The 21,993-nt window shown below is 73.9% G+C and carries 14 protein-coding genes, 1 tRNA gene and 1 riboswitch; of the genes, 6 read left to right on the top strand and 9 right to left on the bottom strand.

Annotated elements, in window-relative coordinates:
* Window positions 1-488 precede the first annotated feature (488 nt).
* Complete coding sequence (locus ACFZA0_RS11775) at window positions 489-1,037, bottom strand: MarR family transcriptional regulator (protein ID WP_391014408.1); 549 nt, start codon at window positions 1,035-1,037, stop codon at window positions 489-491.
* Between the two features lie 205 nt (window positions 1,038-1,242).
* Between ACFZA0_RS11775 and ACFZA0_RS11770 the strand changes: the two genes are divergently transcribed.
* A complete protein-coding gene (locus ACFZA0_RS11770; RefSeq protein ID WP_391014444.1) occupies window positions 1,243-2,505 on the top strand; it encodes an MFS transporter in 1,263 nt (420 codons plus the stop codon).
* Window positions 2,506-2,613: 108 nt separating this feature from the next.
* Here the strand turns inward: ACFZA0_RS11770 and ACFZA0_RS11765 are convergent, their stop codons facing one another.
* Window positions 2,614-4,263: a SpoIIE family protein phosphatase gene (locus ACFZA0_RS11765; RefSeq protein ID WP_391014406.1), complete on the bottom strand. Its 1,650-nt coding sequence runs from the start codon at window positions 4,261-4,263 to the stop codon at window positions 2,614-2,616.
* A gap of 254 nt (window positions 4,264-4,517) precedes the next feature.
* Complete coding sequence (locus ACFZA0_RS11760; protein WP_391014404.1) at window positions 4,518-5,894, bottom strand: FAD-dependent oxidoreductase; 1,377 nt, start codon at window positions 5,892-5,894, stop codon at window positions 4,518-4,520.
* A gap of 375 nt (window positions 5,895-6,269) precedes the next feature.
* On the opposite strand from ACFZA0_RS11760, the gene ACFZA0_RS11755 reads away from it, so the two are divergent.
* Both ACFZA0_RS11755 and ACFZA0_RS11750 read left to right on the top strand, forming a co-directional pair.
* A complete protein-coding gene (locus ACFZA0_RS11755; RefSeq protein ID WP_391014402.1) occupies window positions 6,270-7,028 on the top strand; it encodes a TetR family transcriptional regulator in 759 nt (252 codons plus the stop codon).
* Window positions 7,029-7,291: 263 nt separating this feature from the next.
* Complete coding sequence (locus ACFZA0_RS11750; RefSeq protein ID WP_391014400.1) at window positions 7,292-9,400, top strand: sigma-70 family RNA polymerase sigma factor; 2,109 nt, start codon at window positions 7,292-7,294, stop codon at window positions 9,398-9,400.
* 29 nt (window positions 9,401-9,429) lie between these two features.
* Here ACFZA0_RS11750 and ACFZA0_RS11745 read toward each other — a convergent pair whose 3' ends face one another.
* Complete coding sequence (locus tag ACFZA0_RS11745) at window positions 9,430-11,529, bottom strand: asparagine synthase-related protein (protein WP_391014398.1); 2,100 nt, start codon at window positions 11,527-11,529, stop codon at window positions 9,430-9,432.
* Between the two features lie 682 nt (window positions 11,530-12,211).
* On the opposite strand from ACFZA0_RS11745, the gene ACFZA0_RS11740 reads away from it, so the two are divergent.
* The 3 genes from ACFZA0_RS11740 (at window position 12,212) to ACFZA0_RS11730 (ending at window position 16,174) form a co-directional block, all read left to right on the top strand.
* Complete coding sequence (locus ACFZA0_RS11740) at window positions 12,212-13,636, top strand: MFS transporter (protein ID WP_391014396.1); 1,425 nt, start codon at window positions 12,212-12,214, stop codon at window positions 13,634-13,636.
* 119 nt (window positions 13,637-13,755) lie between these two features.
* On the top strand, window positions 13,756-14,667 hold the full coding sequence (gene trmB / locus ACFZA0_RS11735; RefSeq protein ID WP_391014394.1) for a tRNA (guanosine(46)-N7)-methyltransferase TrmB: 912 nt from the start codon (window positions 13,756-13,758) through the stop codon (window positions 14,665-14,667).
* A gap of 139 nt (window positions 14,668-14,806) precedes the next feature.
* Complete coding sequence (locus ACFZA0_RS11730) at window positions 14,807-16,174, top strand: PrsW family glutamic-type intramembrane protease (protein WP_391014392.1); 1,368 nt, start codon at window positions 14,807-14,809, stop codon at window positions 16,172-16,174.
* Window positions 16,175-16,250: 76 nt separating this feature from the next.
* Here the strand turns inward: ACFZA0_RS11730 and ACFZA0_RS11725 are convergent, their stop codons facing one another.
* The 5 genes from ACFZA0_RS11725 to ACFZA0_RS11705 all read right to left on the bottom strand — a co-directional run bounded on the left by ACFZA0_RS11725 (window position 16,251) and on the right by ACFZA0_RS11705 (window position 21,740).
* Window positions 16,251-17,195 (bottom strand): aldo/keto reductase, encoded by a 945-nt coding sequence (locus ACFZA0_RS11725; protein WP_391014391.1) that lies wholly within the window; start codon window positions 17,193-17,195, stop codon window positions 16,251-16,253.
* A 142-nt stretch (window positions 17,196-17,337) separates the two neighbouring features.
* Complete coding sequence (locus ACFZA0_RS11720; protein WP_391014389.1) at window positions 17,338-18,387, bottom strand: peptidoglycan DD-metalloendopeptidase family protein; 1,050 nt, start codon at window positions 18,385-18,387, stop codon at window positions 17,338-17,340.
* Window positions 18,388-18,398: 11 nt separating this feature from the next.
* Window positions 18,399-18,556: riboswitch (cyclic di-AMP (ydaO/yuaA leader) on the bottom strand.
* A 249-nt stretch (window positions 18,557-18,805) separates the two neighbouring features.
* Window positions 18,806-20,116 carry a SpoIIE family protein phosphatase gene (locus ACFZA0_RS11715; protein ID WP_391014387.1) on the bottom strand — a complete coding sequence of 437 codons (1,311 nt, stop codon included), beginning with the start codon at window positions 20,114-20,116 and terminating at the stop codon, window positions 18,806-18,808.
* A 180-nt stretch (window positions 20,117-20,296) separates the two neighbouring features.
* A tRNA-Met gene (locus ACFZA0_RS11710) sits at window positions 20,297-20,370 on the bottom strand.
* A 131-nt stretch (window positions 20,371-20,501) separates the two neighbouring features.
* Window positions 20,502-21,740 (bottom strand): alginate lyase family protein, encoded by a 1,239-nt coding sequence (locus ACFZA0_RS11705; protein ID WP_391014385.1) that lies wholly within the window; start codon window positions 21,738-21,740, stop codon window positions 20,502-20,504.
* Between the last annotated feature and the right edge of the window lie 253 nt (window positions 21,741-21,993).

The following is a 21,993-nucleotide window of genomic DNA, read 5'->3' as shown; positions in this document are numbered from 1 at the left end:
ACGCTGTTGAGTTCTCAAGGAACGGACGCTTCCTTTGTACTCACCCTCTCGGGCTTTCCTCCGGGCTTCCCTTCGGTGTTTCCGACTCTATCAGATCTTTTCGATCCGATTTCCTCGGTGCTTTCCAGGTTCTCGCTTTCGCGTTTCCCTTTCCGGCGGTGTTGACTTTATCAGATCCTTTCGGGCCCGACTCCCAGTCAACTGGGTTTGTCTTCCCGGCTGTTGGGCCGTTCCGACATCTCAAACACTAGCGGATTCCCCCCGGCGGCGCCTAATCGGGCTGCCGGGCTCCCAGGGAAATGAATTCGGACATGCCGAAAGCAATTCCGTGGGGAGGTGGTGCTGGGGTTTGAGTGCCGCTCGAAGCGGCGAGAGTGCCGCCGCGAAACCGTCATGGCTCCGTGGCAACTCGAAGAACCTTACGGACCGGGGTAGACCATGTCAACCGCCTCCGGCAAGATCTTTTCGGTCCGCGGGAGACGCGCAGGTCAGTCGAGGTCGCTGAGCCGGCCGCCCGCGTCCGGCTGGGCGTCCTCCACCCTGCGGAGCAGGCGCGTGAGGACCTCGCCGAGGACGGCGCGTTCGTCGGAGGAGAGGTCCTGGAGCAGGTCGCCCTCGAAGACCGAGGCCATGCGCATGGCCTCCATCCACTTGTCGCGCCCCTCCTCCGTCAGCTCCACGATGACGCGGACCCGGTTGGACTCGTCCCGGGCCCGGGTCACCAGCCCCTCGGTGACCATCCGGTCGATGCGGTGGGTCATGGCGGCCGGCGTCAGGCCGAGCCGCTTCGCCAGCTCACCGGGGCCGAGGCGGTACGGGGCGCCGGACAGGACGAGCGCCTTGAGCACCTCCCACTCCGCGTTGCTGATGCCGAGGGCTGAGGTCTGGCGGCCGTAGGCGACGTTCATACGGCGGTTGAGGCGCTGGAGGGCCGAGACGATCTGCTCGACCTGCGGGTCAAGATCGCGAAATTCGCGCTGGTACGCGGCGATCTGTTCGTCGAGGGTCGGCTCGCCGACGTCCGGGATGTCACCCATGGCCGCAGTATGGCACGGGCTCGCTTGGCGTTGAAGTCCTTCGAGGTGTACCGTTTAGCTTCTAAGTTTAGTTCTGAAGTCTTCACTCCTAACTCATCCTCCTTCGGCGGACCCGCCAAGCACCACGGGTCCGCCGTCCTTGGTGCTGCGGAAGTGGGCTTCCTGTTCGAGGCAGGTGAAAGTGACCAGGGCGACGGGCGCAGCGATGCGCCGGATCCACGTGGGCAACGCGCTCAGCGCGTTCGGGCTCGGCTTCACGGTCCCGTATCTGTACGTCTACGTGTCGGAGGTACGAGGTCTCGGGGCCATGACGGCGGGCACGGTGCTCGCCGTGTTCGCGGTGGCCGCGCTGATCGTGCTGCCCTTCGCCGGACGGGCCATCGTCCGGCGCGGTCCGTTGCCGGTCCTGGTCGTCGCGCTGGTCCTCGCCGCCGCCGGGTCGATGAGTCTCGGGCTCGCCGGGCAGTCGGCGACCGTGCTGCTGTCGGCCGCCGCGCTCGGGGCCGGGCAGGCCGTGATGCAGCCGGCGCTCGCGACGATGATCGTGGACTGCTCGACCACGGAGACCCGCTCGCGGGCCTTCGCGACGCAGTTCTTCCTGCAGAACCTGGGGCTCGGCGTCGGCGGTCTGATCGGCGGCCACCTGGTCGACACCTCCGACCCGGCGTCGTTCACGCTGCTGTTCGCGATCGAGGCGGCGATGTTCCTCGTGCTCGTCGCGGTCCTCGCCACGGTGCGGATGCCGCGGGCGCCGTGGATCGAGGGCGCGCCCTCGGGTGCGGACGGCACCGGCTGGCGGCAGCTGCTCGGCAACCGGGCCATGGTGCAGCTGTGCGTGCTCGGGTTCGTCCTGTTCTTCGCCTGCTACGGGCAGTTCGACTCGGGGCTGACCGCGTACGGCGTCCAGGCGGCCGGGATCTCGACGTCCACGCTCGGCACGGCGCTCGCCGCCAACACCGCGATGATCGTGGTCGCGCAGTTCGCCGTGCTGAAGCTCGTCGAGCGGCGCCGCCGGTCGCGGGTGATCGCGGCCGTGGGCCTGATCTGGACCTTCGCGTGGGCGGTGGCCGGGTACGCCGGGCTCGGGCACGGCAGCCAGGCGATGGCGACGGCGGCGTTCGTCTCCACGTACGCGCTGTTCGGGCTCGGTGAGGCGCTGCTGTCGCCGACGGTGGCGCCGCTGGTCGCGGACCTCGCGCCGAGCGGGATGGCCGGGCAGTACAACTCGGCCTTCGCCCTCGTGAAGCAGCTCGCGCTGGCTGTGGGGCCGGCGGTGGGCGGGCCGATGGGGGCGTCGTTGAAGGCGCCGTACATCGTGACGTTCCTGCTGTTCTCGCTGGGCATCTCGGTGCTCGCGGTGCGGCTCGGGCGGCATCTCACCGTCGTGCAGGACCAGCCGTTGGCCGGTCGCAGCCGGGTGGTCGCCCGGGGCGGGAAGCCGGCCGAGCCGGTGCCCGCGGACGTCTGACCGGACGGGCCGCAGGCCGGCCCGATGCGTGGACGAGGGGCCGTCGGGCGGGTGCGTTGTCGCACCCGCCCGACGGCCCCTTCGCACGTCAGGTCGCGCCGGCCGAACTCACTGCGGTTTGCGGGGCAGGACGAACTCGCACCACACCGCCTTGCCGCCCGCCGTGCGGCGGGAGCCCCAGCTGGACGCGATCGTCGCGACGATCGCGATGCCGCGCCCCGACTCGTCGGCGGGTTCGGCGCGGCGTTGGCGCGGCAGGTGGTCGTCGCCGTCCGTCACCTCGACGATCAGGCGGCGGTCGGTGCGGCGCAGCCGCAGCCGGGTGGGCGGGGTGCCGTGCTGGAGGGAGTTGGCGACCAGCTCGCTGGCGGCGAGGACACCGAGGTCGTGCAGTTCGGTCGGGAAGCGCCAGCTCGACAGGACGCCCGAGGTGAACGCGCGGGCGCGCGGGGCGGCTTCGACTCCGCCGAGGAGTTCGAGGGCCGCGTTGCGGAACAGTTCGCCGTCCGGGCCGGTGCGCAGGGGGTGCTGGAGGACCAGGACCGCCACGTCGTCGTCGTGGTCGGCGGCGACGCCCATCGCGCGGACCAGGCGGTCGCAGACGACCTGCGGGGTGCCGGTGGCGCCGGAGAGGGCGCGTTCGAGGGCGGCGATGCCCTCGTCGAGGTCCTCGTCGCGGCGCTCCACCAGGCCGTCGGTGTAGAGCACGGCGGTCGAGCCGAGGCCGAGCGGGATCGAGCCGGAGGAGTGCATCCAGCCGCCAGTGCCGAGCGGCGGGCCGGTCGGTTCGTCGGCGCGCAGGACTGCGCCGGTCTCGTCGCGGACCAGGATCGGCAGGTGCCCGGCCGACGCGTAGACCAGGCGGCCCTCGTTGGGGTCGTGGATGGCGTAGACGCAGGTGGCGATCTGGTGCGGGTCGATCTCGGCGGCGAGGCCGTCGAGGAGCTGGAGGATCTCGTGCGGCGGCAGGTCGAGGCGTGCGTACGCGCGGACCGCGGTGCGGAGTTGGCCCATGACGGCCGCCGCGCGTACCCCGCGGCCCATGACGTCGCCGATGACGAGGGCGGTGCGGCCGCCGCCCAGGGTGATCACGTCGTACCAGTCGCCGCCGACCGCGGCCTCGGTGCCGCCGGGCTGGTAGGTGGCGGCGATGCGCAGGTCGTCCGGTTCCTCCAACTCCTGCGGGAGCAAAGAGCGTTGGAGGGTGACGGCGGTCTCGCGCTGGCGGCGTTCGGCGGCGCGCAGGCGTTCGGCCGCCTCGGCGTGGTCGGTGACGTCGGTGGCGAAGACCAGGACGCCGCCCTCGCCCTCGGCGCTGTCGGTGACCGGCGTGCAGGTGAAGGTGTAGCTGCGGCCGTCGGGTGCCTTGCGGGCCTTGACCGTGCGGGGTCTGGAACTGCGCAGGACCTGGTCGAGGAGGGTCGGCAGGCCGATCGCCTCGAGCTCGGGCAGCGCCTCGCGGGCGGGTTCGCCGAGCGGGCGCGCGCCGAAGGCCTGTACGTAGGCGTCGTTGACGTAGGTGAGGCGGTGGTCGGGGCCGTGCAGCAGGGCGACCAGGGCGGGGACGCGGTCGAGGACCTCGCGGGCGGGCAGGTCCTCGACGGCGGGCACCGGCGGTGCGATGCCGGTTGACCGCCCGGCGCGGGCGGCGGGAACGGAGCCGTCGGTGCGACGGTCCGGGGCCGCCGGGTGGTCGGTCCGCGCTGCGGCGCGGCGCTGCGTTCCGGGGAGCCGGGCGCTCCAGCGCGTGAAGTTCACGAATCCTTGCCTCGTGTCGTCGTCTTCGGCCGGCTCCGGACCCGGCCGGCGGTCGGTGGCGGCACCGCCGCCCATTCCGGGGCGGCGCCTACCGGACGGTGCGGCACAGGGGGACAAGCCTCATGGGATTCCGGGTCGGGCGGGCTGCCCGCCCCGGGACCGTGGTCCAGTCTGGCAGTGTGACGCACCGCGCGGGCATCCGTCGGGCGTCGGGGAGTCGGAGAACCGGGGCGGGTCGTCCGGTTTCCGGACGGTCAGAACGGGTTCTCCGGTTGCCGCGGGGGGTGCGGAGGCTCCCCACCGGCCGCGAGTTCGAACTCGGCCCGCGGGTGTTCGAGTGAGCCGAGGGAGACGATCTCCCGTTTGAAGAGGCCGGAGAGAATCCATTCGGCGAGTACGCGCGCCTTGCGGTTGACGGTCGGCACCCGGCTCAGGTGGTAGGCGCGGTGCATGAACCACGCGGGGTAGCCCTTCACCTTGCGCCCGTAGATCTGCGCGACGCCCTTGTGCAGTCCGAGGGAGGCGACCGAGCCGACGTAGCGGTGCTCGTACGTCTCCAGCGGTTCGCCGCGCAGGGCGTGCGCGAGGTTGTCGCCGAGGACGGCGGCCTGGCGCACGGCGTGCTGCGCGTTCGGCGCGGTGGTCGTGCCGGGCTTCTCGGCGGTGACGTCGGGGACGGCGGCCGCGTCGCCGGCGGCCCAGGCGTGGTCGGCGCCGTCGACGGCGAGCTGCGGGGTGCAGCGCAGCCGGCCGCGCTCGTCCAGCGGCAGGTCGGTGGCGGCGAGCAGTGGGTGCGGCTTGACGCCGGCCGTCCACACGACGGTGCGGGTCGGGAAGCGCTGGCCGTCGCTGAGGGCGGCGACGCGGTCGGTGCACGATTCGAGGCGGGTCTCCAGCAGTACCTGGATGTTGCGGCGGCGCAGTTCGGTGACCGTGTAGCGGCCCATCTCCTCGCCCACCTCGGGCAGTACGCGCGTGGAGGCCTCGACGAGGATCCACTTCATGTCCTCGGGGGCGAGGTTGTGGTAGTAGCGCGTGGTGTACCGGGCCATGTCCTCCAGTTCGCCGAGCGCCTCCACGCCCGCGTACCCGCCGCCGACGAAGACGAAGGTGAGCGCGGCGTCGCGGACGGCGGGGTCGCGGGTGGAGGAGGCGATGTCCATCTGCTCGATGACGTGGTTGCGCAGCCCGATGGCCTCCTCGACGGTCTTGAAGCCGATGGCGTACTCGGCGAGGCCCGGCACGGGCAGGGTGCGCGAGACGGAACCGGGCGCGAGGACGAGTTCGTCGTACGTGATCCGCTCGGGCGCCGTCCCCTCCTCCTCGGTGGCCAGGGTGTCCAGGGTCGCGGTGCGCGCGGCGTGGTCGACGGAGCGCACCTGCCCGACGACGACCCGGCACCGGCCGAGCACGCGGCGCAGCGGCACGACGACGTGGCGGGGGGAGATGGAACCGGCGGCCGCTTCGGGCAGGAAGGGCTGGTACGTCATGTACGGATCGGGCGTCACGATCGTGATCTCGGCCTCGCCCCGCCTGAGCTCCTGTTTCAACTTCCGCTGAAGGCGCAGGGCGGTGTACATACCGACGTAGCCGCCGCCGACGACGAGAATGCGCGCAGGTTCCTTCACCACCCCATGACGCACCCGGCACCGGATTTTGTCCACAGGGCCCGCAATTTGTGTGACTGACGGACGGCGGCGCGGCGTCCCTCCCCGGACCGTCGCCGAAGGGGCAGGTTCGCAGGTCGGGACGGGTGGTCCGGGGGGTCGCGGGGCGGGCGTCCCAGGGGGACGCGCCCCCTGGTCCGGCCGGGGGGCGCTCCGTGCGGAACGCGCCCCTTCTGAATTGACTGTCTCTCAACTATGTTCGTGTGTCGACGGGGTGCGGGGGACGAGACGGCAGATCCGCCAGGGGCGGACCGGACCGGGATCGATGCCCTTTCCACACACTCCGGCTTCAGTGGCGAGGAGTCTCCGGGGGGAGACGTCATTACCGGGGGATCGCTTATGCACATTCAGGACTCTCATTGGACATCCGCTTCCGCCGTCGTACCCGGCGGCGGGACGGTGGGCGCGTCAACGGCGCAGGGACGCGGCGAAGGCCCGCGGACGACGCCGTTGCGCGTGGACGCACAGCGCAATCTGGAGCACGTACTGCGGGCGGCCCGCGAGGTCTTCGGCGAGCTGGGGTACGGCGCGCCGATGGAGGACGTGGCACGGCGCGCGCGGGTCGGCGTCGGCACGGTGTACCGGCGCTTCCCGAGCAAGGACGTCCTGGTGCGCCGGATAGCCGAGGAGGAGACCGCCCGGCTGACCGACCAGGCCCGTACCGCGCTCGGCCAGGAGGACGAGCCGTGGTCGGCGCTGTCCCGCTTCCTGCGCACCTCGGTCGCCTCGGGCGCCGGGCGGCTGCTGCCGCCGCAGGTGCTGCGGGTCGGCGTCGGCGAGGACGACACGGTGCCGGCCGGGGCGCGGGTGCCGCAGCAGCGGGTCCAGCCGGGCTCGGGCGAACTGCGGCTGGTGCAGGACGGAAGCGTGCCGGGGGTGCCCGGGGACGAGGATCCGGGGGTCGCCGCGCTGCTCGACGTCGTGGGCCGGCTCGTGGAGCGCGCGCGCACGGCGGGCGAACTGCGGCCCGACGTCTCGGTGTCGGACGTGCTGCTGGTCATCGCGACGGCGGCGCCCTCGCTGCCCGACCAGGTGCAACAGGCCGCCGCCTCGGCGCGGTTGCTCGACATCCTGCTGGAGGGACTGCGGTCCCGCTGAGACCGGTGGAAGAGGTGCTGCCCGTCCGGGATCCGGGCGGGCAGCACCTCTTCCCGCCCGGCGCGTCCGGACCGACGGCAGTCAATTCACCGTCAAACACGAGCAGTTGATCCTTCCCCGGAAGAGTAACCGCTAGTACAGCCATGCGGAAGATCCCCACGGACGGGTGGAAGCCCCGCTCGCGGCGGGCCCGCCCCTGGGCGCGTGTGGCACGCTGACCCGGTGTTCAGGACGGGTTCGGCAGGCGGCGGGGGCTTTCCGCGATGAGCGTGGACGGGCGGAACGAGGCGCGGGGCGACGGCGGCACGGAAGCCGCGGACCCGAACCCGCCACAGGTACCGAGCCAGGGCGGACGCGGGCACGGCAACGCGGCGGCCACCGGCCCCTCGGCGACCACCGGCCCCGCGGCCGGGACGCCCAACACGGCGGCGGACAGCGGTCCTTGCCCCGCGGAGAGCGTCCCGGAGCAGCGCGCCCGGCTCCGCGAGGACGACGAATCCGCCCCGACGGTACGGCTCCCGGTCATCGGCACGCCCCCGCGCGGCACGCCCCAGGACGTTCAACTGCCTTTCGCCGAAGACCCGTTGGGCACCGACCCGGGGCTCCCGCCCTCCGACGCCGACCTGATCGGGCGGATGCGCGGGGGCGACGACACGGCGTACGAGGAGCTGTACCGGCGCCACGCGGACGCCGTGCGCCGGTACGCACGCACGTGCTGCCGGGACGTCCACACCGCCGACGACCTCACCGCCGAGGTGTTCGCGCGGATGCTCCAGGCGGTGCGCGGCGGTTCCGGCCCCGAGTACGCCGTGCGCGCCTACCTGCTCACCGCCGTACGGCGCGTGGCCGCGGGGTGGACGCAGTCCGCGCGCCGCGAGCAACTGGTCGACGACTTCGCGGTGTTCGCGGCACAGGCGTCCCGTGCCTCCGAGGCGTCCGAGGACGGCGCGGCCACCGGCTCGTTCGGCGCCGGCGTCGACCTGGGCGCCGACGTGCGGGCCATGCACGAGGCCGAGCAGTCGATGGCGATGCGGGCCTTCCGTTCGCTGCCCGAGCGCTGGCAGGCCGTGCTGTGGCACACCGAGGTCGAGGACGAGTCGCCGAGCGCGGTCGCCACGCTCTTCGGGCTCGACGCGAACGGCACCCGGGTGCTCGCCAGCCGGGCCAGGGAGGGCCTCAAGCAGGCGTACCTCCAGGCCCACGTCTCGGCCTCCCTCACCGCCGACGAGGAGTGCGCCCAGTACGCCGACCAGCTCGGCACGTACGCCCGGCGCAGGCTGCGCACCCGTGCCGAGCGGGGGCTGCGCAAGCACCTGGAGGAGTGCGCGAAGTGCCGCCTCGCGGCCACGCAGATCGAGGAGGTGGCGGGCGGCATCCCGGGTGTCGTGCCGCTGGCGGTGATCGGCTGGTTCGGTGCGGCCGGGTACGCCAAGGTGCTCGGCCTGCTCGCGGGCGGTGCGTCGGCGGGCGCGGCCGGTGCCGCGGCGGCCGGCGCGGCCTCGTCGGGCGGCACGGGCGCGGGCGCCGGGGGCGCGGCGGCCTCGGAGGGGCTGGGCGCGCCGGTGAAGGCGGGCATCGCGGCCGGTGTGGTCGCGGTGGCGGCGGCGGCGGTGGCGCTCGCGCTGGTGGGCAACGAGAACCCGCAGCGGCCCCCCAGGGCGGAGCCGCCGGTGTCCGCGCCGGTCGTCCGCCCGGAGCCCCCCTCGCCGACACCGACGAAGCCGGCGCCCCAACCCCCGGCCACGGTACGGAAGTCGACGCCCGCACCGACGCCCACGCCGACCCCGGCACCGTCCGCCCCGGCGCGGCGGACACCGGCGCCGCCACCCACCCCGTCGCGCACGCCCGCCCCCTCCCCGACGCCCACCCCGGCCCCGCGGCCCACGCCGACGCCGACGCCCGCCCCGACGCCCCCGCCGAGCGTCGCGCCCGCCGCGTACCGGCTGAGCGAGCTGTCGTACGACGTCGCCGGGGACGGCACCTCGCCGGAACTGGTCCTCGGCGCGAGCACCCCGGTGTGGCAGCGGTCGCGGGTGTCCATCGCGAAGGTGTCGTACGCGAACGGCGTGACCGTCCACGCGCGCTCCTCGGTCACCGTCACCCTCAATCGGACGTGCACGTCGTACGACGCGGTGGCCGGCGTCGACGACCTCGCGCTCGGCGCGGGCGGCGTGGCGTTCTCGGTGTACGCGGACGGGGTGCCGTTGTGGAGCTCCGGAACGGTGCGCGGCGGTGACCCCGCGGTCCCGGTGCACGTGGACCTGACCGGTTACCGCACGGTCCGCCTGGTCGTGGAACCGCGCGGCCCGCTGGGCGGCACGGCGCTGGCGGACTGGGCGAGTTCGGCGTTCACCTGCGCGGCGGCGGAGTAGCTCGCCAACTCCCGTCAGGGGACGCCGGGTTACCCCTGCCGGGCTCCCGACCCCGCGCCCAGGGCCCCCCGTTGCGGCACGATGCCCGCCGGGACCGCGCGGGCGCGGGCGGGGGTGCCGGTCCAGCAGGTGCCGCGGCGGGCGATGAGGCGGCGCAGCCACAGTTCCAGCGAGACCAGGTGGGCGATGCCGTCCAGCGGGAGGGGTTCGCCCTGGGCCGCCGCGCGCAGAGCCTTGCGGACCACACGGGCCTCGACCAGGCCGGCGTCCGCGAGCAGCGGGGTGTCGAAGAGGTCGATCACCGGGTCCGTCGCCACCCGCAGTCCGACCCGGGCGGCCGTCGCGGACGACGCGTTGGACGAGGCGCCCCAGCCGGGCGGCAGGTCGGTGACCCCGGCGCCCTCCAGGACCGTGCGCAGGATCGCCGCGCGGGCCCCGGGCTGGACGCGCAGCGACGCGGGCAGCGCCTGGCAGGCGCGGACGACCTGGTTGTCGAGGAACGGGGCGTGCAGGCGCTGCGAGCGCACCTCCGCCGCCTGTTCGAGCACCCGCAGGTCCGCCGCGTGCCGGGCCAGCGCCGCGCGGGCCCGGAAGTCGCCGGGCAGCTGCCCGGGTCCCACGCCGGTGCGCAGCGACGCCCCGTGCAGACGAACCGATACTTCGGCGAGCGCCTCCCCGGTCAGCCAGCGCGCGGCCGGTCCCGGCGCGGCCCAGCTCAGCGCCGCGAGGGACGCGCCGACCGCGCCGGTGGGTTCGTCGAACCGGCGGCGCAGCAGGCGTTCGCCGAGGACCTCCACACCCGTCTGGTAGGAGGTGCGGGACAGCTTGCGGGCCGCCCCGTACACGCGCGCGGGAACCATGACGGAGCCGTCGGCCTTGGCGAGGGCGGCGACCGGGCGCACCAGGTGCCGTCTCTTGCGGTCCATCAGCAGGTCGGCCAGACGCGCCGGATGGGCGTCCAGGACCTGTCGCGCGCCGTGCCCGGTGAAGTGGTCGGCGCTGCCGGAGGCGAGGCGGGCCCGGTGCCGGGCGGCCGTGACGAGGGAGGGGCCGGGCTCGTCGGTGAGGGGGCCTTCCAACTGGGCGTAGGGCAGGACCTCCTCGCCGCCCGCCACCACCACGTGGTGCAGGCGGGGATTGGCCGCGAGGGCGCCGGCCCGGCCCACCTCGGCCTCGCGGCCGCCGACGGCGAGGTCGTTGAAGGTGACCGCGAGCAGCCGCTCCCCCGCTCCCGTGCCGTGGCCGAGGACCGTGCCCGGGGCGCCCGGGAGACCCGCGGCGAGCAGGGCGAGGGTGCCGGAGGCCGGGCCGCCGGACAGGTCGGCGCCGATGCCGGGCACCGGCATGCCGCGGGCCGCGCGCCGTTCGGCGGGCCCCATCCCCGGCACCGGGCCGGGGTCGTAGTCGGCGCCGGGTACGTGCCGGGGGGCGGCGAGGCGGGCACGGACGGCGTCCACGAGCGCGTCCCTGACCCCCGCGACCGCGCTGTGCGGGTCGGCGGCGGGCGCGGCCGAGGCGAGGGAGGCGACGGGCTCGTACCCGGCGACCTCCCGTGCGCCCGCGCGCAGCACCAGCGCGTGTCCCGGGGGGACGCGCCGCACTCCCTCGTACGGCGTCGAGTCGTGCAGGGCGGCCGGTACGTCGGGGGCGGCGAGCAGGGCGGCCAGGTGGCCGAAGTCGAGGTTGGCCTCGATGAGGTCTGCGAGCGGCAGCGCGGCGGTCGCGTACGCGGTGCCGCCGGCCCACGGGGTGCAGAACACCGGCCGGGCGCCCGCGAGATCGCCGAAGACGGTGATCCGGCGGCCGGCCTTGACGACGGCGGTGTAGCTGCCCGCCCAGTTGGTCAGGTGGCGAAGTGCCCCGCCTCGCGCGGCGAACAGGCTCGCGCGCAGTTGCTCGTCGGTCGCCGCGCACAGGCCGAGGACCGCGATGCGGGTGTCCGGGTCGGCGGACACCACGCGTATCTCGTCGGGCCGCCAGTCGCCGACCGCCCACAGCGGATCCGGGTCGCCCCACAGGAGTTGGGAACCCACCGGGTGCACCGTCTCGCCGTCGTAGCCCGTGGACCCCGCCGGCCCGCCCGCGACAGGCCCAGCGGTGGTGCTGCTCCACCCCACCAACCACCGCATGCCGCCTCCACAGGCTGTGGACAACCAGTGCCCCCCAAGGGCTGGTTCACCATGCTGCCACGAAGAACGTACCCAGGAAGGGCCGTGAAGGCGCGCCGGATCGCCGGTGCGCCTGCTCGCGCACACCGGCGTGCGAGGGCGGACCGGCCCCGGGACCTGGGCATCGGCGGCGCGAATGCGCCCCCCGATGCGCTCCCGGAATCACTGTTCACGCCCTCAAGTACCGTGGTGGGAGCGGCAATCGCCGGCACGGCACGGTAGCGGTTTTCGGCCAAATCGGCGCGGGCCCGTCGGGCGCGCACACGCTCCGTACAGGCTTTGCGCACCGTACGGGCAGCGCGCGGTCCGGGAGACGGAGGCCGCCTCCCGGACCGTTCCGCCGCCTGCGGGGATGAAGGCGGCGGTGTCCCCCAGCCCACTGGATCCAGTACAGCGGGCCGACCCACGCGGAAACCATGGAACCGCTCCCGGGCCACCGTATGGAGAGCGCACGCACGGGCGCACGGCCGCGCGACGGGAGCACGCCGCAACTGACCGTGCCCGCCCCGCACTTCGGCACGGACCACAATCCCGCCATCCGGAACAATGCCTCTTAACGCATGGGATGCACCGAACTACGCTGTGTTTACGAATGCCGCATGGTTATGCCAGCGCGGCAGCCGTCTGTGTCGAGGGGTGGCGCATGTCCAGGGAGCAACGCGGGCCGAACGAAAAGCTCGGCGCCGTTCTCGCCCTCGCGGGAATCAGCAACGCAGGACTCGCGCGTCGCGTCAACGACCTTGGCGCCCAACGCGGGTTGACACTTCGCTACGACAAGACGTCGGTGGCGCGCTGGGTGTCGAAGGGCATGGTGCCGCAGGGTGCCGCCCCGCACCTCATCGCCGCCGCCATAGGGCAGAAGCTCGGCCGCCCGGTGCCGCTCCACGAGATCGGCCTGGCCGACGCCGACCCGACGCCCGAGGTGGGCCTCGCCTTCCCCCGGGACGTGGGGCAGGCGGTGCGCTCCGCGACCGACCTGTACCGGCTCGACCTGGCGGGACGCCGGGCCGGCTCCGGCGGCATCTGGCAGTCGCTGGCGGGCAGTTTCGCCGTCAGCGCCTACGCCACGCCCGCCTCCCGCTGGCTCATCACGCCTGCGGACAGCTCCGTCGCGCGCGAGGCCGGCCTGGCGGAGGGCACCTCGTCCTCCCTCAAGGTCGGCCACAGCGACGTGCAGAAGCTGCGCGAGGCCGCCGAGGACGCCCGCCGCTGGGACTCCAAGTACGGTGGCGGCGACTGGCGTTCGTCGATGGTGCCCGAGTGCCTGCGGGTCGAGGCGGCGCCGCTGCTGCTCGGCGCGTACTCCGACGAGGTGGGCCGCGCGCTGTTCGGCGCGAGTGCCGAACTCACGCGCCTGGCAGGGTGGATGGCGTTCGACACCGGCCAGCAGGAGGCCGCCCAGCGGTACTACATCCAGGCCCTGCGCCTGTCCCGTGCCGCGGCCGACGTCCCGCTCGGCGGTTACGTCCTCGCCTCCATGTCGCTCCAGGCCACCTACCGCGGGTTCGCCGACGAGGGCGTCGACCTCGCGCAGGCGGCCCTCGAACGCAACAGGGGCCTGGCCACCGCGCGCACGATGAGCTTCTTCCGGCTCGTCGAGGCCCGCGCGCACGCCCGCGCCGGCGACGCCCACGCCGCGGGCGCCGCGCTGCGGGCCGCCGAGGGCTGGCTGGAACGGGCCCGGGACGGCGACAACGACCCCTCCTGGCTCGGCTTCTACTCGTACGGCCGGTTCGCCGCCGACGCCGCCGAGTGCTACCGCGACCTGAAGATCCCGCGCCAGGTCCGGCACTTCACGGAGCAGGCGCTGTCGCAGCCGACGGAGGAGTTCGTGCGCTCGCACGGCCTGCGCCTGGTGGTCTCGGCCGTCGCGGAACTGGAGTCGGGCAATCTCGACGCGGCCTGCGAGCAGGGCGTACGGGCGGTGGAGGTGGCCGGCCGCATCTCCTCGGCCCGCACGACGGAGTACGTGAAGGACCTGCTGCACCGCCTGGAGCCGTACGGCGACGAGCCGCGCGTGGTGGAGCTGCGCGAGCGCGCCCGGCCGCTGCTGCGGGCACCGGCCTGACGGATCCGCCCGGCCTCGGCCGCGTCCGTCCCGTGGACGACGGTCCGTCCCGTGGACGGCGCCCGCTCCGGGCCCTCCACGGGACGCTCCCGCGCGCGCCCACGTAAAATCGACGCATTGTGTCTGACTCCGTGAACCCCTCCGCCGCCCCCGTACCCGCGTCGTCGCCCTCGCCGGTCCCCGCGCCCGCTCCCGGTCCCACCGGTGGCGGTGCCACGCGGGCCAAGGGCGAGCCCCGCTTCCCGGGCGGGCCGCAGGCCGACCCGGCGGGGTCGCACTTCGAGCGGCGGATCCGGAGCTTCCAGCCGCGGCGCAGCCGGGTCACCCAGGGGCAGGGCGACGCGCTCCAGCGGCTGTGGCCCGTGTGGGGCCTGGACATCGACGGCCACCCGGTCCCCGACCCCCGGGCCCTGTTCGACGACGCGCACCCCGTGGTGCTCGAAATCGGGTTCGGCATGGGCGAGGCCACCGCGCAGATGGCCGGCGCCGACCCGGACGTCAACATCCTCGCCGTGGACGTGCACACCCCGGGCCAGGGCAACCTGCTGAATCTCGCGGAACGGAACGGACTGTCCAACATCCGGGTCGCCAACGGGGACGCCATCATCCTGCTCCGCGAGATGCTGGACCCCGGGTGCCTCGACGGCCTGCGCGTCTACTTCCCCGACCCCTGGCCCAAGAAGCGGCACCACAAGCGCCGGCTGATCCAGCCCGAGTTCCTGACACTGGCCGCGACCCGGCTGCGGCCGGGGGCGCTCGTGCACTGCGCGACCGACTGGGAGCCGTACGCCGAGCAGATGCTCGAAGTGCTCACCGCGCACCCCGACTTCGAGAACACGGTGCCCGGCGGCGGTTACGCGCCGCGCCCCGCGTTCCGTCCCCTGACCCGCTTCGAGGGCCAGGGCCTCGACAAGGGCCACACCGTGCACGACCTGCTGTTCCGCCGCCGGGCCGCACAGCCGGCGGCCGAAGCGGCCCTGGCCCGACCGGCGCGGGAAGCGGAGCCGCCGGACCCGGCCGGAAACAGCTGACGGCGACTCCCGGCACCCGGCGCGCGGAAGCACGCGGCGCGCACCTCGATCCCCTCCGCGCCCCCTGAACTCCCGCCGGACACGGGCGGAACCGGACGCACCGTCGCGGCCCGCGCGTTCCGTCGTTAGGGTCGGTGACGTGGTCAGTCGTCCCCCGGCTCCGACGCACCCCGCCGCGCACACCGACGGGGTGCCGTCACCCGCGTCACGTCCCGCGCACTGGTGGCAGCGGCGCGGGGTGCGGTACACGGCGGTCAGCTCGCTGCTGGCCCTCTCCGGCCTGGTCATCCTCGCCCTGGTGCGCCGGCAGACCGGCAACGAGGGCTTCCTGGTCGGGCTCGGCCTCGCCGTCCTGCCCGTGCCGCTGCTCCTGTCCGCGTTCCGCTGGCTGGACCGGGTCGACCCGGCGCCCTGGCGGAACATGGTGTTCGCCCTCGCCTGGGGCGCGTGCGCCGCCGCCCTGATAGCGATCCTCGCCAACGGCTTCGCGACCCGGTGGATAGCCACCGCGACCACCGACCCGGCGGGCGCGGACAACCTCGGCGCGACGGTGATAGCCCCGTTCGTGGAGGAGTCGGCGAAGGGCGCCGCCGTGCTGCTCGTCTTCCTGTTCCGCAGACGGCACTTCACCGGCATCGTGGACGGGGTGGTGGTCGCCGGGGTCACCGCGACCGGCTTCGCGTTCACCGAGAACATCCTCTACCTCGGCACCGCGTTCGGCACCGACCGGCTCACCGGGGACCGTTGGCTCACCTCGGTGACGGCGGCGACGTTCTTCGTGCGGATCGTCATGTCCCCCTTCGCGCACCCCCTGTTCACGGTGCTCACCGGCGTCGGGCTCGGCCTCGCCGCCCGCTGCGGTCCGGGCAGGCGGGTGTCCCGCGTGCTGCTGCCGGCGGCCGGGCTGCTGCTCGCGATGTGCATGCACGCGGCGTGGAACGGCTCCTCGCGGTTCGGCGAGTACGGATTCCTCGTGGTGTACGGGGTGTTGATGGCTCCGGCGTTCGGACTGCTCACCTGGCTCGCGGTGTTCACCCGGCGGCGGGAGCTGCGGACCGTGCGAGAGGAACTGCCCGCGTACGCGGTCGCCGGGTGGCTGACCCCGGCCGAGCCGTACGTCCTCGGCTCGATGCGGGCCCGGCGGGTGGCCCGCGAGTACGCCCGGCACCATCTCGGCCGGGCGGGCGCCCGCGAGGTCGCCCGCTACGAGGCGGACGCCACCTCCCTCGCGCTGCTGCGCGACCGCGCTGCCGACGGCCGGGTGGGCCCCGAATTCGCGGCACGCGAACGGGAGTTGCTGCACGCCCTCTGGGGGCGCCGCCAGGTCGCCCGCCCCGCGCTGGCCCACGCGGCGCGGATCACGGCGCCCCCGGTGCCGGTGCTGCTGCCGCCGGTCCTGCTGCCGCCCGCGCCGTGGACGCCCTACGGCGCCGCCCCCTCGTACGCGGGGTGGACGGCGTACGGGCCGGCGCGGCAGCCCGCGTACAACCCGTACCGGGCGACGTAGCGCGTCCCGCGGAACGCGGGCCGTCCGGTACGGGTGTTGGCCGTACGGGCGCGGCGCCGGCCGGTACGGGCGGGCGTCAGGCGGAGGCCGTCGTCAGCTTCGCGAGGTCCTCGTCCGTGAGGGACAGGTCCACGACGCCGAGCAGCGCCGGGAGCTGCTCCACGGTCCGGGCGGAGGCGATCGGCGCGGTCACCGTGGCCTGCGCCGCGAGCCATGCCAGGGCGACGGTCGCGACGGGTGCGCCGTGGGCGCCGGCGACCTCGTCGAGGGCCGCGAGGACCCGCTGCCCGCGCTCGGACTCCAGGTGCTTGGCCGCGCCGCCGGCCCGCGCGCTGTCGACCTTCTCGCCCGCGCGGTACTTGCCGGTGAGGAAGCCCGCGGCCAGCGAGAAGTACGGGACGGCGGACAGGCCCTCCTTCGCGACGAGGTCCTGGAGGCCGCCCTCGTAGGTGTCGCGGGAGACCAGGTTGTAGTGCGGCTGGAGCGCCACGTACCGGGCCAGGCCCTCGCGGTCGGAGAAGTCGAGGGAGGCGCGCAGCCGCTCCGGGGAGATGTTGGAGGCGGCGATGTGCCGCACCTTGCCCGCGCGCACCAGTTCGTCGAGCGCCCCGACGATCTCCTCCACGGGCACGTCGGGCTGGTCGAAGTGCGTGTAGTAGAGGTCGATGTAGTCGGTGCCCAGGCGGGTGAGGGAGGCGTCCGCCGCGGCCTTGATGTTGGCGGCGGACAGGCCCCGGAAGTCGGGGTGCTGGCTGACCTTGGTGGCGAGCACGACCTCGGAGCGGTTGCCGCGTTCCTTGAACCACTTGCCGATGACGGTCTCGGACTCGCCGCCGTGGTTGCCGGGGGCGAAGGCCGAGTAGGAGTCGGCGGTGTCGACGAAGTTGCCGCCCGCCGCGGCGTAGGCGTCGAGGACGGCGAAGGACTGCGTCTCGTCGGCCGTCCAGCCGAAGACGTTGCCGCCGAGGCAGAGCGGGAAGATGTCGACGTCGGTCGTACCGAGCTTGCGAAGTGAGGTCATGCCCGAATTCAACAGGAGCGCCGGAAGCCCGTATTCCATGCGCCCCGCACCGGGCCGGAACGGGGCGTGCCCGGGACGGGACCGGCGGCCCCGGCGCCGGGGGGATGCCGTCAGGACCGCCGGAGAACGTCCCCCGGGTCCGTCAGGGGTTGACGCCGCGGGCCTGGAGCCAGGCCATCGGGTCGATCGCGGTGGCCTGGCCGTCGGGGTGGACCTCCAGGTGGAGGTGGGGCCCGGTGACGTTGCCGGTGGCGCCGACGCGGCCGATGACGTCACCGGTGGCGACCTTCTGGCCGACCGTGACGTTGATCGACGACTGGTGGCAGAACCACAGCTCGGTGCCGTCGTCCAGGGTGAGGATCGTGCGGTAGCCGTAGGAGCCGGCCCAGCCCGCCTCGGTGATCGTGCCGCTGTGGATCGCCTTGATCAGCGTGCCCGTGGGGGCCGCGAAGTCGAGGCCCGTGTGGTAGCCGGAGGACCAGAGCGAGCCGGCCTCGCCGAACCGCGACGTGAGCGTGTACGAGGAGGTGGGCAGCGTGTACTGCTTGGCCAGTTCGGCCAGGCGCTCGGCCTCGGCCTTCTTCTTGGCCTCCGCCTCCGCCTTCTCCTTCGCCGCGGTGGCCTTCGCCTCGGCCTCCTTGGCCGCCTTCGCGGCGACGGCGGCGACCTGCTTGGCGGCGGCCTTGGTGGCCTCGGCCTGGACCTTGCTGTCCGCCAGGTCCTGCTGCTTCTCGGCCTGCGCGAGGATGCGGGCGCGCAGTGCCTCACCGGCGTCGGAGGCGCCCTGCTCGGCGTCGGCGGTGCTGACGCCGACCGTGCTGAGCGCGGTCGCGGAGCCCTCCGGGGCGTCGGCGCCCGGCTCGACGTCGTCGATCAGCGCGCCGACGGACGGCAGGTGGGGCACGGATATGGAGACCGGCGGCTTGCCGGGCTGCGCGCTGGCCATGCCGCCCGCGCCGACGGCCGCGATGACACCGACACCGAGGACGGTGGAGCTGCGGGCGAGTCCGCCGCCGCGCTGCTTGCCCACGCGGTGCTTGCCCCGGACGACGGGGCGAATGGACTCCTCGGTGGGATTCCACTCTCCCCAGGGGGCCTCGTCGGCGCCGTCGCCGCGGGCGAGGGTCCCGGTCTCGGGGAACCGGGGCTCCGGTACCTGAGGCGCGTAGGGGGCAGGCCTGTTCGACGCCACTCGGGCGTGCTCCTTTCCTTCCGTCTCGCCTACCGGGTTAGCTGACGGGTTCGGAGCAGAAGGTCTCCTACGCGCGTATACGTCCCGTGCGGAGCACGGCCACATACGCTCGATTCACCCCAAGTTGGTGGTTCCCCGGTTCCCTCGCGGGATTCGGCGCGTGCGCACGGAGCCGCCTCTTGTGACGGCTGGGACGACCGCGCTGCGTTATCGAACGTTAATAGACAGGAGGCATGGTTTCCAAGCCGTTCTCCTTGATCATTAACGCTTCTCCGCCGGACACAACCGGCCACCGGTGGTCCAATCCGGGCGAGTTGACCGGCCCCCGCGCGACCTCTCTCATCTGACGGTGTGTCAGTCGTTATGCGCTGGGCTGCCGTCCGGGCACGCTCGGTGACAACGTCCGTGCGGGTGGCTGTCAGGGCCGGCGGACCGCGAGGAGCGCCATGTCGTCCGCGGTGCCGCCCCCGGAGTAGCGCCGCACCTCGGCGGCGACCGTCGCGACCAACTGGTCGGCGTCGTCGAAGGGGCGCCCCGAAAGGCGACGCGCGGGGTCGAAGAAGCGGCCCCGGGCGTCGCGCGCCTCGGACAGGCCGTCGGTGTAGAAGAGCAGGGTCGCCCCGCTCGGGAAGTCCGACTCCTCCACGCGGTCCGGCCACATCCCCAGGTCGCCCATCCCCAGCGGCAGCGACGGCTCGCGCACGAGCAGGGTGGTGACCGCGCCGTCCGCGTCCAGCAGCAGCGGCGGCGGGTGCCCGCGGCTGACGAGGCGGACGACGTCGAGGCCGTGCGGGATCTCGGCGAGGACCGCGGTGGTGAATCCCTCGAAGGCGTCGAGGCCGTTGCGCCGGGTGCCCTCGCGGGCCAGCGCGCGCTCCAGCCGCTGGGCGACCGCCTGGAGCGTGGCCTCCTGCTCGGCGGCCTCCCGGAACGATCCGATGACCACGGCGACCGCCGCCACCGCGCTCATCCCCTTGCCCCGCACGTCCCCGACGACGAGCCGCACCCCGTACGGGCTGTCCTGCACCGCGTAGAGGTCGCCGCCGATGAACGCGTCCGCCTGCGCCGCCTCGTACAGGGCCGCGATGTCCAGCCCGCCGATCCGGTGGGCGGGCTGCGGCAGCACGGCGCGCTGGGCCGCCTCGGCGATCTCCCGCGCGGAGGCGAGGCGTTCGTCGCTGCGCCGCACGACGAGGTTGATGACGACGGCGAGGACGGACACCGTGACCACGGTGATCACCTCGGTGATCGCGTCGACCCGGTCGACGGTGTCCAGCTCCGCCCGGAACAGCGCCACGACCAGGAGACCGGCGACACCGACGAGGACGGTGCCCCGCCGGGAGAGGATCGCCGCCGCGATCAGCGGGGCGGCGGTGAAGAACGGGACGGCCGTGAAATTGGTCGGCGTGAGGTAGTCGTAGCAGGCACCCCCGACGATCAGCAGCGCGGGCAGCATCCGCACGAGCGCGCGGGCGGTGAGCCGCCGCCTGGACTCCTCGTCGGCACGGAAGTGCCCGCGGGTCCCGGCGGGGGCCGGAGCGGTGGTGCCGAGTCCGGGGTCGGGCACCGCGTCGCCGGGAAGCCGGCCCCCGGCCCTGGCGTGCGGACCCACCGGGCCCTGCGGACCGTACGGGTAGGAGCCGCCGCGGCCGGCCGCGCCCTCCGCCGGACCGTCCTGCCCGCGACCGGGGTCGTACGGCTGTTCGCCCTCCACGCCACCAGGCCGCACTCTCGTCTCCTGCCACGTCCTTCACGCCGGACACCGCACCGCCTGTCCAGAGTCCCGGGGGCGGGGGCGCCGGGCGACCGGGGTGGCCCGACCGGATGACGTCCGGCGGGGCGGGGAGGGCGGACGACGAAAACACCGGAGGCCGGAATCCTTCAAAGGATTCCGGCCTCCGGCCTTCAGTAGCGGGGACAGGATTTGAACCTGCGACCTCTGGGTTATGAGCCCAGCGAGCTACCGAGCTGCTCCACCCCGCGTCGTTGTGACTCCAGTGTACGTCACTTTCGGGGCCGCTCGCACACACCTGTCCACGAGGGGCCCCTGAGCTGCTCCGGAGCCGCCCGCGCCGGGCGTGGCGCGGGCGGCCGGAGGGGTCGCGCGGGCCGCGTCAGTTGGCCGGGTTGTCGGCGTGCGTGAGGGTCTCCCAGGAGACGAAGAGGTCGTCGGTGCCGTTGGGCCGGTGCTGGGCGGTGAGCCGGTGCGCGGACGGCAGCGGCTTGTGCAGGCGGTTCTCCATGTGGTTCACGAGGACCTCCAGGTCGGGCCCCATGTTCCGGTCGACCTTGCCGCCGCACAGCCAGGACGGGGCGGCCTCGCCCAGTTGCAGCCTGGAGTGCAGTTCGGCCGCGGCGGTCAGCCGGTCGCCGACCTCCTTGTAGAGGTCGACGCCCTGGTGCCAGGCCGTCTCCGCGATGTGCGAGGAGGCGGCGAGCGAGTAGCCGACGTGCTTGAGGTTGCGGCAGGACTCCTGGGCGACGCCGTCCCGGTAGCTGGCCTGCTTGAACCAGTACGCCGTGAGTTCCGCGGGGGTGTCCACGCTGGAGCCGGCCGGGGCGACCGGGACCGCGCCGTCCTTGGCGACGTAGAAGTAGGCGGGCACCCGCGCGCGGAACCGCTTGAGGGCCGCGTCGAACGCCTTGTGGTCGTCGAGGAAGACGGCGATGCCGATCGCGGCGTCCGTCATCGCGAGGTCCCAGTTGCCGTTGTAGTCGGGCACCGGCGCGGCGACCGTGGGCAGGTACGCGGTGCGCAGCATGGTCCCGAACCGCTCGACGCGCGCCTCGGGCCACTTGGCGCCGGGCGCGTACCGGACGATCTCGGCGGCCCGCGCCCAGGTCGAACCGGACCACGCGGTCTGCAGGCCGGCGTCCTCCTCGGTGTGCCGCTTCATGCGCGCGGACCAGGCGTCCATGATCTCGATCGCCTTGTCGGCGTGCTGCCGCTGACCCGTGACCGTGTACAGCAGCGCCTGCGTATACGCGGCGATGGCGTCCTCGCGCTCCTCGACACAGCCCTGCGCGGGCCGGTCGGTGTGGTCGCCGCCGGGGCAGTCGACGCTCGCGTACGGCTCGGGCTTGTACTTGTACGAGCCGTACTTGCTGTCGCGCATGCCGAGGAACGCCTTGAGCCACGGCTGCTTGCCCGCGTTCACGTTCTTGCGGACGGTGTCCAGCTGGCCCCGGCTGACCAGCACCCCGGGGTGGGTGAACTCGGCGTCGGCGGGCAGGGCCCGCGCCATCGTCCGCGTGTGCGACTCGGTCGCCCCGCAGCCCGCCACCAGTCCCACGAGCCCCATGAGCAGGGGTGCGGCCACCACCGCCGCCGCACGTCTCCCCACTGACCTCATCGCCACTACCTCCGCGTCGTCGTCCGCTCCGGGTCGGCTCGCCGGCGCCGGATGATCACTGGCAGCGTGACCCGGCGGGGACGGGGGCGCAGAATCTGTTGGGCCGATCGGAGGGGGCGCGCCGCGGGGCCGCTCCGCGCGGGCGGGACGGCGTTACGGGAGGCGGACGACGCACGGCGGCACGCCTGCGGACGGGCGCAGGGGGCGGGCGGTGCGCACGGAGCCCCGGGGAGCGGGGCACGGCCCCGGGGCC

The organism is Streptomyces sp. NPDC008150 (genome assembly GCF_042956945.1).
In the GTDB taxonomy this organism is placed as follows: domain Bacteria; phylum Actinomycetota; class Actinomycetes; order Streptomycetales; family Streptomycetaceae; genus Streptomyces.
This window is presented reverse-complemented; position numbering and strand designations above follow the sequence as displayed.